Genomic DNA, 14,078 nt, shown 5'->3' with positions numbered 1-14,078 from the left:
CATGCACTATCTCAAGCCGCTTAGTACCAGGCAGCTCCATCGGATCGTTGTTGATGCTGCCGAGGCTGCGGGTATCAAAAAGCGTGTCGGCCCACACACTCTGCGGCACAGCTTCGCCACGCATCTGCTTGAAGACGGTGTCGATATTCGGATCATCCAGGCGCTGCTCGGGCACGCGAACCTCGAGACAACCGCTTTCTACACCACGGTCGCAACTCGGACGGTGCGCGCGGTCATCAGTCCGCTGGACAAGTTGACGACGCTGCTCGAGGCGCAGGCGGCACCTCCCGGCTGAGCCGGTGCGCACCTCGCTCGAGGTCGCTGATATCTTCCGAAGCGCTTGGCCCGCCTATCGCACAGCCCATGCCGGGCATCTCAGCCTCGGTCAGCTCAAGGTCATGACGGCCATCGAGAACTGCCGCACCGGTGCACTGGGCGGTCACGTCGAAGCCTGCGATGATTGCGGGCACTGGCGGATCGCCTACAACTCGTGCCGCAACCGGCACTGTCCCAAGTGCCAGGGCGCTGCCGCGCGCACATGGCTGGCCGCGCGCGAGGCCGATCTGTTGCCGGTCGGCTACTTTCACGTGGTGTTCACGGTGCCTGCCGAGATTGCCGACATCGCCTGGCAGAACAAGGCGGTGGTCTATGATCTGTTGTTTCGCGCGGCTGCGGACACCATGCTGACCATCGCAGCCGATCCCAAACATCTGGGCGCGCGGATCGGGATCACCGCCGTGCTGCACACGTGGGGATCGGCACTGGCCCACCATCCGCATGTTCACATGATCGTGCCTGGCGGCGGCATCGCCCCGGATGGTACGCGCTGGATCTCGTCGCGCCCCACGTTCCTGCTGCCGGTGCGCGTGCTGGGCGCCTTGTTCCGCCGCCTGTTCCTCACGCGTCTCTTGGCGCTGTTCGATGCCGGCAAGCTGTCCTTCTTCAGCACCTTGGCGGGCCTCACCACACGCAAGGCCTTCCTGCGGCATCTATCGCCAATCGGGAAGAAGCGCTGGGTGGTCTATGCCAAGCGGCCCTTTGCCGGACCACAGGCCGTGCTGGCCTATCTCTCGCGCTACACGCACCGCGTTGCCATCTCGAACCGGCGCCTCATTGCCTTCGACGAGACTGGCGTGACGTTCCGGTACAAGGATTATCGCCGCGACGGGGAGCAGCGCCAGCAGGTCACGACGCTGGCCACCGACGAGTTCATCCGCCGCTTTCTGATCCACTTCCTGCCGCGCGGCTTCCACCGCATCCGGCATTACGGCCTGCTTGCCAGTTCAACGCACAAAGAAGCCATGGCGCTGGCCCGCAGCTTGCTTGGCGTCGCCGCGCCAATCCACGGGCCCGAACCCGACGAACCGCCCGACCATCGCCCGCCATGCCCATGTTGCGGCGGGCACATGACCATCATCGAGACCTTCGTCCGCTGGTGCCAACCGCGTGCACCGCCGCAGCCAGCACCGCCGACCCGGGAGAACACGCCATGATCCGGCATGGCTTACCCTGCATAATGGCCGTGAACACTGCGCCCCGGCCAATGGGGATAGGCGTGTCGACGCCGCCAGCACAGTCAAACTTGGGCTCATGGCCAGCAGGATCAGCGGCGCTTCGAGAGAAATGGCCATCTGACTTCCAAGTTATTCCGCCCATCACAGGCTGGCCGGCAGGCTTGCTTCAGCCACCCCAATCCACACCAAAGCCCTTTTACCCATAGACCTGTGCGAGCCTCACCGCGGGTCGTACTTGTAAGACTTTCGTACGCCTGCCGGCGTCCGAAACCCTTCGACAAAGCGGCCTTGTGGCAGCGAGACTTCGAACGTCCGGATAAACCGAAACCGGTCATCCGATGCGTTCCGAAACGCCTTTCTCCTACTCCCAAGATTACAGACACCGGCGTTCTTTAATGGCCTGGGCCGAGGCAGCGTGAAAAATCAGGTGCCAAGTTACAAAGCTCACCTTCGAGGATTTTCCGAAAGTCTCCAAGAACAGCCCGGACAAACCTTCCCGCATTTTCTCGCGATGGGCGCACCACATCGGGGGCACGTGTCAGCATCGAGATGCTGAATTAACCACCCGAGTACTCTTTTCATGCTTCGAGTGTCCTTCGTGCCGCCCCAGCGCCCCACGATGTTCGCTTGAGCGCTTGCCCGATGAGCAGCAGCGCTGGTCCGTCACGTAGCGCCGTCCGCGCGGCCAGTGGCAGAAGGTCGAGCCGGGTATGGAAACGTTGCTCGTTCGGCAGGCTGGCGTTTTCCACGAGGGCGACCGGCGTATCGCCCGGCAGGCCAGCGCCGATCAGCCCGTGCGAGACCGCGCTCGCAGCTGCCTTGCCCATGTAGATCGCCACAGTCGCCTGCGGGTCTGCCAGCGAGCTCCAATCGAGATTGAGCGTTTCTCCGGCGCGAGCGTGGGCCGTGACGAAAGTCAGTTTCCGGGCCAATCCGCGCAAGGTGAGCGATGCGCCGAGCGAGGCTGCCGCGGCGCTCGCGGCGGTAATGCCTGGGCAGATGGAGACGGCAATGCCCGCCGCGCGGCACGCGTCTAGTTCCTCAGTCGCCCGGCCGAAGATTGCCGGGTCGCCGCCTTTCAGCCGGACGACACGCTCGCCGCGCAGCGCCGCTTCGGCGATCAGGCGGTCGATGGTGGTCTGGTCCTTCGAGTGGCGGCCGGAGCGCTTGCCGACATAGATCAGCCGTGCGGTGGGCGGGGCGAGCCCGAGCACACCTTCGCCGACCAGCGCATCGTGGAAGATCGTATCGGCGCGGGCGATCAGGCGCTCAGCCTTGCGGGTGAGCAGTTCGGGATCGCCCGGTCCTGCGCCGCCCAGCCATACGCTGCCTTGCGGGAAATCGTCGTTCATGCCGCCTTCTCCTCGGATGATGGGGTGATCGTTTCGAGCAGCCGGGCGATCGCCGGGCGGCATGAACCGCAATTGGTGCCCGCTGCCGTTGCCGCGCCGATGGCAGCGACCGTGCACGCGCCACCGCGCGCTGCCGTCTCGATATTGCGCGCACCAATTCCGTGGCAGACGCAGACGATCGGGCCGGGATCGGGCGCGGGCGAGGCGGGGCGAGCGGCGAGGAGTTCGGCCGGGGCCGCTTGCCCAAGGCCGACTTGTGCGGCGATCCAGTCGCGCGCCGGCAGCGTGCCGCTGCGGGTGACATAGAGCGCAGCGGCAACGGTGCCGTCCCCTGCCAGTACGACGATGCGGCGCATCCCGCGCGCGGTGTCGACCACTTCGATCCGCTCGCCTTCGCCAAGCAGCGCGTCGACATTTACGCTGCCCTCGCCGGCCAGTTCCATCAGCCAGCCTTGCGGCAGGCGCGAAGCCACCCAGTAGGGAATGCCCTGAGGGCGCACCGCTTCGACCGAAACCAGAAAGGCGCGCCAATCGGCCACGACCGGTTCGATCCGCGCCGGGCCGTTCTTGAAGCCGGGCTGGCCCGACACCGGATCGACGTTCGGTGCCACGAGCCAGTTGCTGCGCCCATCGCCCGCCATCGCATCGCTCCAGTGCATCGGCACGAAGATTTCGCCATGGCGCTGGCCCGGATCGAACGCGACGCGGAACACTGCGCTGCCTTGCGGGGTGCGCACGCGCGCCAGAGCGCCTTCGGCCAGGCCAGCTGCGGCTGCGTCTTTGGGGTGGACTTCCAGCAGCGGCTCGCGGCGATGCTGCGACAGCTTGGGACTCAGCCCGGTGCGGGTCATCGTGTGCCACTGGTCGCGATAGCGCCCGGTGTTGAGCCGCAGCGGGAAGGCCGGATCGAAGTGCATCTGCGCCGGGCGGACCGGAACGATCTTCTGTTCGGGCGCCAGCGCCTGCCGGCCACCCCACTGGAACGGCGCAAGCGCGTCGTAGGCCTCGTCCGACAGCGCGGCGTGCGCCGTCAGGTCGAGCACCTTGCCGTGTCGGGCGGCCAGCGCGGTCATCGCCGCATATTCGCGGAACACATCGGCGCTGCTGTTCCAGGCGAAGGCCCCGCCGTGGCCAAGCCTGCGGGCCACGTCGGCGATGATCGCCCAGTCGGCCCGCGCCATGCCCGGCGGTGCGAACAGGGCGCGCTGGCGGCTGATGCGGCGTTCGGAGTTGGTGACGGTGCCATCCTTTTCGCCCCAGCCAAGCGCGGGCAGGCGGACGTGGGCCAGGCGGGCGGTGTCGGTATCGGCGATCACGTCGGACACGACGAGCGTTTCGCACTTGGCCAGCGCGGCCCGCACGAAAGCCGCATCAGGCATCGATACGGCAGGGGTGGTCGCCATCACCCACAGGAATCGGACGCCGCCTTGGTCAATCGCGCGGAACAGGTCCACCGCTTTCAGGCCGGGACCGGGGCAGAGCCGGTCCGTGTTCCAGAAGGCGGCGACATCGGCACGCTCTGCCTCGGAAAAGCCGAGGTGGCAGGCAAGCGTGTTGGCAAGCCCGCCAACTTCGCGCCCGCCCATCGCGTTGGGCTGGCCGGTCATGCTGAACGGCCCCGCGCCGGCCTGGCCGATGCGCCCGGTGGCAAGGTGCAGGTTGATGATCGCGTTGCCCTTGTCGGTGCCGCCGGTCGACTGGTTCGCCCCCATGCTGAACAGCGTGACCATGCGCGGGCTTGCGGCGACGAGGTCGACCAGCGCGGCGAATTGCCGGGCGGGAATGCCCGGATCGCAGGCAAGGCCGTCCCACGCTTCCACCTTGGCCAGCCCGCGTTCGCAAAGCGCGTGGAGCAGGGCGTTGAACAGAGTGGTATCGCCATCGGGTGCAATGGCTACGTGCATGTCGGCCTGCTCGGCGGTTTCGGTGCGGCGCGGGTCGATCACGACGATCTTCGTGCCCCGCGCCTCGCGCGCTGCTTCGATCCGCTGCCAGATCACCGGATGGCACCAGGCGGTGTTCGAGCCGACGAGCAGGACGAGGTCGGCCTCTTCAAGATCGGTGTACGAGCACGGAACAAGGTCTTCGCCGAAGCTGCGGTTATGCGCGGCGACCGCGCTCGCCATGCACAGGCGGCTGTTGGTGTCGATGTTGGCGGTGCCGACGAAGCCCTTGATGAGCTTGTTTGCGGCGTAATAGTCCTCTGTCAGCAACTGGCCCGAGACATAGAAGGCCACGCTGTCTGGCCCGTGCGCGGCAATGGTCGCGCGCATCCGTTCGGCGACGAGATTCAGTGCGCTGTCCCAGTCCGTGCGCTGGTTGCCGATCATCGGCGAGAGCAGGCGGCCTTCGAGGCCAACCGTCTCGCCGAGGTGGGTGCCCTTGGAACAGAGCCGGCCGACGTTGGCGGGGTGCGCCTCGTCGCCCCGGATCGTCACCGTCCGGGGCCCCGTGACTTCGGCCCGGATGCCGCAGCCGACGCCGCAATAGGCGCAGGTGGTGCGGATTTCGCTCACGCTGCGCGCTGGCCCAGTACGGCGGCACGCAGCAGGTAGATGCGCTCGGCATCGACCTTGAGCGGTATGACGGGGACGCACCCCTTATCCTCACCCTGCGCCTCGCCGGTTTTCAGCGAGATGTTCCAGTTGTGCAGCGGGCAGGTGACCATGCCGCCGTGGACGATGCCCTGCGACAGCGGCCCCTGCTTGTGCGGGCACTTGTTGATCAGCGCGTGAAATTCGCCGTTCTGGGTGCGGAATACCGCGATCTCTTCGCCGCCGACCACCGGCAGGGTGCGCGCGGTGCCCGGGGCGATCTGGTCCACCGGGCCGATATCGAGCCAATCGCCGAACATCATGCTTGCTCCATCTGAAGGGGGCGCACCTCGGCAAGGTGCTGGTGAAGTTCGGAATGGGCGCCCGCGGCGCGTTCGGCCCAGGGATCATCCTGGCAGAACAGCTGCGAATGGCGGAACCGCGCGGCGAGCCGGGTCAAGCGGTCGGGATCGTCGAACAGGCCGGCCTTGACGTGATCCAGCCCGACCCGCTCGATCCACGGCGCGGTGCGTTCAAGGTAATGCGCCTGTTCGCGGTAAAGCTGGATGAAGGCGGCGCACACGTCCATCGCCTCGGCCTCCGTCGCGACCTTGCACAGCAGGTCGGTGGCCCGCACCTTGATCCCGCCATTGCCGCCGACATGCAGTTCGTAGCCTGAATCGACGCAGACCACGCCGAAGTCCTTGATCGTCGCTTCGGCGCAGTTGCGCGGGCAGCCGCTGACCGCGATCTTGAACTTGTGGGGCATCCACGAACCCCAGGTCATGCGTTCCAGCTTGACGCCCAGCCCAGTCGAATCCTGCGTTCCGAAGCGGCACCATTCCGACCCGACGCATGTCTTCACGGTGCGCAAGGATTTGCCATAGGCGTGGCCCGAAACCATCCCGGCGGCGTTGAGATCGGCCCAGACTGCGGGCAGGTCTTCCTTCTTGATGCCGAAGATGTCGAGCCGCTGGCCGCCAGTCACCTTGACCATCGGCGCGTTGTACTTCTCGACCACATCGGCGATGGCGCGTAGTTCCTTGGGGTTGGTCAGGCCGCCCCACATGCGCGGGACCACCGAATAGGTGCCATCCTTCTGGATGTTGGCGTGCATCCTCTCGTTCACGAAGCGGCTCTTCTGATCATCTTCGTAGACACCCGGCCAGGCGCAGAGCAGGTAGTAGTTGAGCGCCGGACGGCACGAAGCGCAGCCATCGGGCGTCCTCCAGTGCAGTTCCTGCATCACCTGCGGGATCGCCTTAAGGTTCTTTTCCAAGATCAGGCGCCGCACGTCATCGTGGCCGAAGCTGGTGCATTTGCACAGCGTCTTCGGCCCCGACTGGACTTCGTCGCCCAGGGTCAGCGCGAGCAGGCTTTGGACGAGACCGGTGCACGAACCGCAGCTCGCCGAAGCCTTGCAGGTGGAGCGCACCGCATCGAGGCTGCACGCCCCGGCCTTGATCGAGGCGACGACCTGGCCCTTGGAAACGCCGTTGCAACCACAGATTTCGGCATCGTCCGAAAGGGCGGCAACGGCGGCATTAGGGTCCAGCGATGGCCCTCCGCTGGCAAAGGCCTGTCCGAAGATCAGCGCTTCGCGGATGGGGGAGATGTCCTCGCCCTTCTTCAGCAGGTCGAAGTACCACGATCCGTCGGCGGTATCGCCATAGAGCACCGCGCCCACCAGGCGGTTGTCGCGCACCACCACGCGCTTGTAGATCCCGCGCGCGGCATCGCGCATGACGATGTCCTCGGCACCGTCTGCGCCGGAAAAGTCGCCGGCGCTGAACAGGTCGATGCCCGATACCTTTAGCTTGGTGGACGTGACCGAGCCGGTGTAGCCGGTGGGCTGCTCGCAAGCCCCCTCATCCCTGCAAGCATTATCGGCCAAGGCGCGGCACATGTCCCACAGCGGGGCGACCAGGCCGTAGCACTGGCCCCGGTGCTGGACGCATTCGCCCACCGCCATGATGGCAGGGTCGCTCGTCACCATGTGATCGTCGACAACGATGCCGCGCTCGACGGCAAGGCCCGCCGACCTGGCAAGCCCGGTCGCGGGGCGGATGCCCACCGCCATCACGACGATATCGGCCGGGAATTCGCGCCCGTCCTTCAGCTTCACGCCGGTGACTTGGCCGTTGGCGCCGGTGATCTCGGCAGTGTCGCCGCCGGTGACGATGGTCTGGCCGCGCCGTTCCAGTTCGCTTTTTAGCAGGAAGCCCGCCGCTTCGTCGAGCTGGCGCTCCATCAGCGTGGGCATGATGTGGACGACGGTGACCTTCATGCCGCGCAAGGCAAGCCCGTGCGCGGCTTCAAGCCCGAGCAGCCCGCCGCCGATCACCACGGCCGAACCGCCCTTGTCCGCTGCGGCCAGCATCCGGTCCACATCGTCCAGATCGCGGAAGGTGACCACCCCATCCAGATCATGGCCGGGCACCGGGATGATGAACGGGTCGGAACCGGTGGCGATGAGCAGGCGGTCGTAAGGCTCGATCCGCCCTGAACGGGTGGCCAGGGTGCGGGTGTCGCGGTCGATCGAAACCACCAGATCGCCCGAAACCAGCGTGATGGCGTTGTCGGCGTACCATTCGGGACCGTTGATGACGATGTCTTCGAACGCCTTTTCGCCCGCCAGTACGGGCGAAAGCATGATGCGGTTGTAGTTCACCCGCGGTTCGGCGCCGAAGATGGTCACATCGAAGCGGTCTGGATCGCGGGCGAGGATTTCCTCCACGGCGCGGCATCCGGCCATGCCGTTGCCGATCACCGCAAGCCGTTCGCGAACCGGGACGGTTGCGGGGGCTTGCTTGTCTAGCACTGTCGTCGGGGTGTTCACGGGATTTCCCTCTGGCAGATGCGTGAACACGAAAAAGCCGCCCGAACGCATCCCGGTGAAGGGAGGTCTGGGCGGCGACGATGCCACGCAATGGTGATGGTTCAGGTGGCGCTCTATCACCCTTCATTGGGTGGCGCTGGTACCTTCGAAGCAAAGGCTAACCGATTCGGGGCGTTGAGCGCAAGCAACATTTTTGCGCTGCAGCAATGGAAAGCGGAAAGCGGCCCCTGGACGAACCGCGTTCCGCCCCATGCAACGCGCAGAAACCGCGCTTAGAAAGCGTAGTCCGCCTCAAGCCAGAACTTGGTGGTATCGACACCAAAGCCCTTGGCCTTGTAATCGGCATACTTGGCAAGCAGCGCCACCTTGCGCACCTTGAAGCCCACGCTGGCGTCCCATTCCTCGCCGAACTTTACGTGGCCGACGTCCGAATGGAAATCGTGCCAAGTAACGTTGGCATTCAGCCCGTGCAGCTTCGGAAACGCCTTGGCGAGCCCGACGTAAACATCTTCGAGGCCGGACTTCGGGGTCGTCAGGAACAGGTCGGCCCAGCCGTTGAACTTGTGCAGCGTGGCCATCGGCGTTTGCAGCGCGATCCCTTTGTCGGAACCGAGCTTTTCATAGCCACCCGTGGCGGTGAAGTCATAGGCGGCAAGCCCGGCTTCGGCGTTCACGTAATCGGCGCCGTACTTGGCCGGGTTATCCTTCCAGCCCTGCTGGTGAGCATAACTGCCGATCAGGTTCAGCTTGGCTTTCTTGCCCAGCGGCAGTGCGGCGGTGGCGCGCACGCCATAAGTCTGGGTGTCGGCCAGCGTAATGGCCAGTGGCCCGACCTGCTCCTTGGTATCGTAATCGAGCAGGTATGAGAAAGCCTTGAGCGTCACCGAGCCCTGCTTCACGCCCGCCTGAAGGAACCAGAAGTTCCCGTCATAGGCCGTGCGCGGGCCAGCATCGAGGCCGTAAATCGTGCGCTGGCTGTTGGCATAGGTCACGTCGGCCATGACCGGGCCGATCGTGGCTTCGCCGCGCACGGCGTCGAAGGTCTGCTCGTTCTGGCGCCAGGCCACACCGCCAACCCAGCGCTGATCGTCAAGGTTGATGCGCTGGCGGCCCACCGTCAGCCCCAGCTGCCTGGTACGGTACTGGATCTGCAAGCGGTTGAGTTCGACGTTGGCCGCATCGGGCACGATAGCGTAGTCCGGACGCGCCTTGTCGGGAACGAACGCCAGGCCGTTGAAGTGGTTGTCGATTTCCAGCGTGCTTTCCGCTTCGGCCAGCACGGAAAGATGCGAGGGCGCGTGCTTCAGTTCGAAGCCGCTGCGCAGGCGCAATGTGACGGCATCGGCGTCCTTGGTCGGTGTGTCGACGTTTTCCCAGCGCAGGCGTGCATCCAGCATGGGATCGAAGGTCAGCGTGTCGGTAACCGGCACCGGATCTCCGAAAGCCTTGGGCGCGGCAAGCGCGGGCTGCGCGAGGGCAAGCGGCGCTGCCAGTGCAGCGGCGCCGAGAAGCATGGTCTTCATGGTTGGAAATTCCCTCATGTTGTGGGGCCAGGGCGGTAGCGTGCCGCCCCGGTCACCCGGCAGCTCAGGTCAGATGCGGGCGCCCGAAAGGGCGGCACCCCAAGTGGTCCGCCAGCGGCTCTTGACCGCGGTAAGCCCTGCCAGCGCGACGATCGCCAGTGCAGCGAAGATCATGAAGCCGAGCGAAGCGCTGCCGGTGGCCTTCTTGATCGCGCCCAGCGAGCTTGCGAGGTAGAACCCGCCAAGGCCGCCGCCGAAGCCAACCAGACCAGTCATCACGCCGATCTCCTTGCGGAAGCGCTGCGGCACCAGCTGGAACACGGCGCCGTTGCCCACGCCCAGCGTGCCCATCACAGCGACGAACAGCACGACCGCGATCGCAAGGCCGCTGGTCGCGACCACGGCAATCACGCCGAGCAGCACGGCGGCGGCCACGTAGACCGCGGTGAGCGTGCGGATACCGCCGAAGCGGTCGGCCAGCGCGCCGCCCATGGGGCGCAGCAGCGAGCCCATGAAGACGGCGGCGGCGGTGCAGTAGCCGGCGATCACCGGGGTGACGCCGAAGCTGTCGGCATAGAACGTGGGCAGCGAGCTCGACAGACCGACGAAGCCGCCGAACGTCACGAAGTAGAACAGCATGAACCACCAGGCGTCCGCCTCCCTGAGCACCGAGGCGTAAGCCGAAAGCGGCTTGGGCGCGGGCTGGTCGGGGCTGTCCTTGGCGGCGATCAGGTAAAAGGCGAAAACCGCGATCAGCGGGATCAGCGCAAAGCCGAAGACATTGGTCCAGCCATAGGCCTTGGCCAGCAGCGCAGCGAACAGTGAGGCGAACACGGTGCCCGAATTGCCCATGCCGGCAATGCCCATGGCCTTGCCTTGATGTTCGGGCGGATACCACCGGCTGGCGAGCGGCAGCGACACGGCAAAGCTCGCCCCCGCAAAGCCCAGGATCACGCCAAGCGCAAGCGTTGCCTGATAGCTGGAAATGCCGAAGTGCCAGGCCACGAACAGTCCGGCGATGACCACGATCTGGCTGATCGTCCCGGTCAGCTTGGGACCGATACGATCGACCAGCACACCGTTGATCAGGCGAATGACCGCGCCCGCAAGCGTCGGGATGGCGACCATCATGCCCTTCTGGGCCGGGTCCAGTCCCAGCTCCTTCGAGATGATCGGCGCCAGCGGGCCGAGCAGGACCCAGACCATGAAGGCCATGTCGAAATAAAGGAACGCGGCGAGCAGCGTGGGGCTGTGGCCGGATTTCCAGAAGCTGGTCGTGGCGCCCTGCGGCGCGGGCTTAGCGGATGGCATGGCAACCGTGGCCATAGATGGTCCTCTCTGCACTTGACGGGTGGTGGATTGGAACGATCCTCACGCGGGCGGGCGACGTGCCCGGGCGCAAGGGGCTGAAGCGAACATGCGGAGCGGTGGAGAACTGGTTGTTGCGGCTGGATTTTTCAGTGCGACCGGGCCGCGTGACGACAACCAGGACTTCGGCGGCGTGCATCTTGGCACCGCGACCGAGCGTGCCCGCCACGGCATCGTTGCCGCGGTGGCCGATGGGGTAAGTGGCGGGAAGCAGGGCCGCGCCGCAGCAGAACTTGCGGTGCGCGCGCTGGTCGAAGGCTTCTACGCGCTGCCCGAAACGCTGGGGCCGGCCCGCGCCATCGGGCAGGCAATGGGCGCCTATAACCGCTGGCTCAACGTGCAGGGCCGGGGCGAGAGCATGGCCAACAGCGGCACCACGTTCACCGCCATGACCCTGCGCGGGCGCCAGGTGCATGTGGCGCATGTCGGTGACAGCCGCGCCTGGCGCTTTGCCGGGGGCCGGCTGACCTGCCTCACCACCGATCACGTCCGCCCCGAGCCCGACCTCAATCACGTGCTGATCCGCGCGCTGGGGCTCGAGGCCGATCTGCGGCTCGATCACTGCACGCTGGAACTTGCCGAACGCGACCGGCTGCTGCTCACCACCGACGGCGTGCACGCGGTGCTTTCGGCAGCCCGCCTCGCCGCGATTATCGGTGAGGATGCGAGTGCCGAGGCAACGGCGCAGCGGCTGGTCGAAGCGGCGCTCGCCGCCGGTGGCCGCGACAATGCAACCGCGCTGGTACTCGACGTGGTGCGCCTGCCCGCGCCCGATCACGACGGCATCCTCGCCGAAGTCTCCGGGCTGCCTTTCGTCCCCCCGGCGGGCGTTGGCGAGACCATCGACGGATTCCGCATCGAGCGGGCCTTGAGCGAAGGCCGCCACGCCGTGCTGCTTGTCGCCACGGACGAGGAGGACGGCGAGCGGGTGGTGCTCAAGTTCCCCCGCCGCGAGATCCTGTCCGACCATGCGCTGCGGCTGGCCTTCGCTCGCGAATTGCTGCTTTCGCGCCGGGTGGCTAGCCCCTTCGTGCTGGCGGCGCGCCCGGTGCGGCCCGAACGGCAGAGCGGGCTCTATTCCGTGCTGCCGCTGCTGGCAGGCGAGAGCATGGATGCGCGGCTGGAGCGCGGAAATCCGCCGCTCGAAGAGGCGCGGCAGGCGGCGATCGGGCTGGTGCGCGGGCTTGCCGCGCTGCACAAGCTCGAAGTCGTCCACCGCGACGTGAAGCCCGACAACGTCATGCTGACCGGTGACGGCGGCGTGAAGCTGATCGACCTTGGCGTCGCGCGGCTGCCGCGTGTCGAGGATTTCCATCCCGACGAGATTCCGGGAACGCCGGGTTTCATGGCGCCCGAACAGTTCGACGGCAACGCGGGCGATGCGCTGACCGACCAGTTCGCGCTGGGCGTCACGCTCTACCGCTGGTTCACCGGCAAGTGGCCCTATGGCGAGCAGGAGGCGTTCCAGCGCCCACGCTTTGGCATCGCGCCGGCGCCTTCGCGCCATCGCCCGGAAATCCCGAGCTGGCTCGATGCCGCGATCCTGACCGCCATCGCGCCCCGGCGCGAGGACCGCTTTGGCGATGTGGTGGAACTGCTCCGCGCGCTCGAAAGCGGCGGCGCGCTGGGCCTTGCCGCCGCCCGTCGCCGGCCGCTGATCGAACGCGATCCGGCGATGTTCTGGAAGGGCACCAGCGCGCTGCTGGCGGCCGCGCTGGTCGCCTCGCTGCTGCTGCGCTGATCGCTCCTTGCTGCCCACGCCGGGTTGGCTCCTGCCGACGCGCAACACAAAAAAGCCGCCTCGACTTGGCCGGAAGGGCCAGATCGGGCGGCGACGTTGCCACGCGTTGTTGATGCTGTGCACGGCTGGCCTGCGGTGCGCCCCCTCGTCGGGACACGGCCATCGTGCAGCCCAAGGCTAAGCGATTCGCCCCTGCGAGGTAAAGCGCTTTTTGCGACGCAGCATGAAATCGATCTTACGGCAGGGGGGCAAGGTAGCCTGCAAGATCGGCCGGATCGAACACCCCGCCATCGAAGAAACGGTTGCTTTCCAGTGTCATCCGCCCCTGCTGCGTGCCGACGACGGTGGTCCCGGCAAGGCTTCCTTCGACCTTCGAACTTGCCCCCGGCAGCGGTTCGGCGCTGCCGACCAGCGCGCTACGGTAGACATCGGGGCGGAACACGCGGGCCGCCTTGCGCGCTTCTTCGGGCACGATCGCGCCGTGTTCCCAGCGTACCATCTGGGTGTAGAGCCACTCGGCCTGGCTGACCCACGGAAAGTTTGCCGCCTCGCGATACTGGAACATGAAATCGGGGAAGGGCACGATCGCGCCTCCCTTTGCCAGCATCAGCTGGTCCGAAATCGCGCGGTGGATCAGTGCGGCGCTGCCGTCGAGGTATTCCGGCCGGGCCAGAATCGCGGCGTTGGCGTCCCAGTTGGCCGGATCGACGAAATGGCGCGCGGCACGGATCAGCGCGCGGACCAGCGCCTCGACATCGTCGCGGCGTTGGTCGACCAGCCGCTCCTTCATCGTCAGGACTTTCTCGACCCCGCGCCGCCAGATCTGCGCGGTGACCATGACGATCTCGCCCGCGCCGCGTTCGACAGCCACGCTGTTCCAGGGTTCGCCCACGCAGATCGCATCGACTTCGCCGGCATCCAGCGCATCAGCACAGAAGGGCGGTGCCACAGTGGTTATCTCGACATCGTGGTCAGGGCGGATGCCGCTGGCTGCCAGCCAGTAGCGCAGCATGTGGTTGTGTGTCGAATGGCGGTGCACGACGCCGAAGCGCAAGCGGTCACCCGCCGCGATGCGCTCTTGCGCCACCAGTCGGAGCGCGGCGCCAGCTCTAACCGGATCGGCGAGCTGGCCGGGCGCTGTCAGGCGGCGGGCAAGGTCAGGCCGCATGGTCAGCGCGTTGCCGTTAAGGCCGAGCACGAACGGCAC

At 66.4% G+C, this 14,078-nt stretch carries 10 protein-coding genes; 3 read left to right on the top strand and 7 right to left on the bottom strand.

All coding sequences use genetic code 11. The annotated features are described in order from the left end of the window. Together H926_RS29805 and H926_RS0121970 are read left to right on the top strand one after the other, a co-directional pair. Positions 1-295, top strand: a 295-nt coding sequence (locus H926_RS29805) for a tyrosine-type recombinase/integrase (RefSeq protein ID WP_022678172.1), incomplete at its 5' end; no start/stop codon positions are given. Between the two features lie 4 nt (positions 296-299). Then, a complete protein-coding gene (locus H926_RS0121970; protein ID WP_022678171.1) occupies positions 300-1,493 on the top strand; it encodes an IS91 family transposase in 1,194 nt (397 codons plus the stop codon). Positions 1,494-2,092: 599 nt separating this feature from the next. On the opposite strand, the gene cobA is transcribed toward H926_RS0121970, so the two are convergent. The 6 genes from cobA to H926_RS0121940 form a co-directional block, all read right to left on the bottom strand. Next, positions 2,093-2,866 (bottom strand): uroporphyrinogen-III C-methyltransferase, encoded by a 774-nt coding sequence (gene cobA, locus H926_RS0121965; protein WP_022678169.1) that lies wholly within the window; start codon positions 2,864-2,866, stop codon positions 2,093-2,095. After that, positions 2,863-5,382: a molybdopterin-dependent oxidoreductase gene (locus H926_RS0121960; protein WP_022678168.1), complete on the bottom strand. Its 2,520-nt coding sequence runs from the start codon at positions 5,380-5,382 to the stop codon at positions 2,863-2,865. The genes cobA and H926_RS0121960 overlap by 4 nt, the downstream gene beginning before the upstream one ends. Next, positions 5,379-5,720 (bottom strand): nitrite reductase small subunit NirD, encoded by a 342-nt coding sequence (gene nirD / locus H926_RS0121955; protein WP_028658358.1) that lies wholly within the window; start codon positions 5,718-5,720, stop codon positions 5,379-5,381. The genes H926_RS0121960 and nirD overlap by 4 nt, the downstream gene beginning before the upstream one ends. After that, positions 5,720-8,290 carry a nitrite reductase large subunit NirB gene (gene nirB, locus H926_RS0121950; protein ID WP_022678166.1) on the bottom strand — a complete coding sequence of 857 codons (2,571 nt, stop codon included), beginning with the start codon at positions 8,288-8,290 and terminating at the stop codon, positions 5,720-5,722. Before nirB ends, nirD begins: the two co-directional genes overlap by 1 nt. Before the next feature lie 221 nt (positions 8,291-8,511). Next, on the bottom strand, positions 8,512-9,762 hold the full coding sequence (locus tag H926_RS0121945; RefSeq protein ID WP_022678165.1) for an alginate export family protein: 1,251 nt from the start codon (positions 9,760-9,762) through the stop codon (positions 8,512-8,514). Between the two features lie 69 nt (positions 9,763-9,831). After that, positions 9,832-11,088 (bottom strand): NarK/NasA family nitrate transporter, encoded by a 1,257-nt coding sequence (locus H926_RS0121940; RefSeq protein ID WP_022678164.1) that lies wholly within the window; start codon positions 11,086-11,088, stop codon positions 9,832-9,834. Between the two features lie 91 nt (positions 11,089-11,179). Here H926_RS0121940 and H926_RS0121935 point away from each other — a divergent pair, with 91 nt between their 5' ends. Beyond that, positions 11,180-12,871, top strand: a complete 1,692-nt coding sequence (locus tag H926_RS0121935; RefSeq protein ID WP_022678163.1) for a bifunctional protein-serine/threonine kinase/phosphatase — start codon at positions 11,180-11,182, stop codon at positions 12,869-12,871. Between the two features lie 235 nt (positions 12,872-13,106). On the opposite strand, the gene H926_RS29800 is transcribed toward H926_RS0121935, so the two are convergent. Then, on the bottom strand, positions 13,107-14,078 hold a 972-nt coding region (locus H926_RS29800; protein WP_043610949.1), incomplete at its 5' end, for an ABC transporter substrate-binding protein.

Origin of the sequence: Novosphingobium sp. B-7, assembly GCF_000410615.1 — a bacterium.
GTDB lineage: Bacteria > Pseudomonadota > Alphaproteobacteria > Sphingomonadales > Sphingomonadaceae > Novosphingobium > Novosphingobium capsulatum.
This window is presented reverse-complemented; position numbering and strand designations above follow the sequence as displayed.

What these genes read in the sequence shown, in the direction of transcription:
- cobA (WP_022678169.1), bottom strand. Translation starts at nt 2,866, where the DNA reads ATGAACGACGATTTCCCGCAAGGCAGCGTATGGCTGGGCGGCGCAGGA.
- nirD (WP_028658358.1), bottom strand. Translation starts at nt 5,720, where the DNA reads ATGTTCGGCGATTGGCTCGATATCGGCCCGGTGGACCAGATCGCCCCG.
- nirB (WP_022678166.1), bottom strand. Translation starts at nt 8,290, where the DNA reads ATGCGTTCGGGCGGCTTTTTCGTGTTCACGCATCTGCCAGAGGGAAAT.
- H926_RS0121945 (WP_022678165.1), bottom strand. Translation starts at nt 9,762, where the DNA reads ATGAAGACCATGCTTCTCGGCGCCGCTGCACTGGCAGCGCCGCTTGCC.
- H926_RS0121940 (WP_022678164.1), bottom strand. Translation starts at nt 11,088, where the DNA reads ATGGCCACGGTTGCCATGCCATCCGCTAAGCCCGCGCCGCAGGGCGCC.
- H926_RS0121935 (WP_022678163.1), top strand. Translation starts at nt 11,180, where the DNA reads ATGCGGAGCGGTGGAGAACTGGTTGTTGCGGCTGGATTTTTCAGTGCG.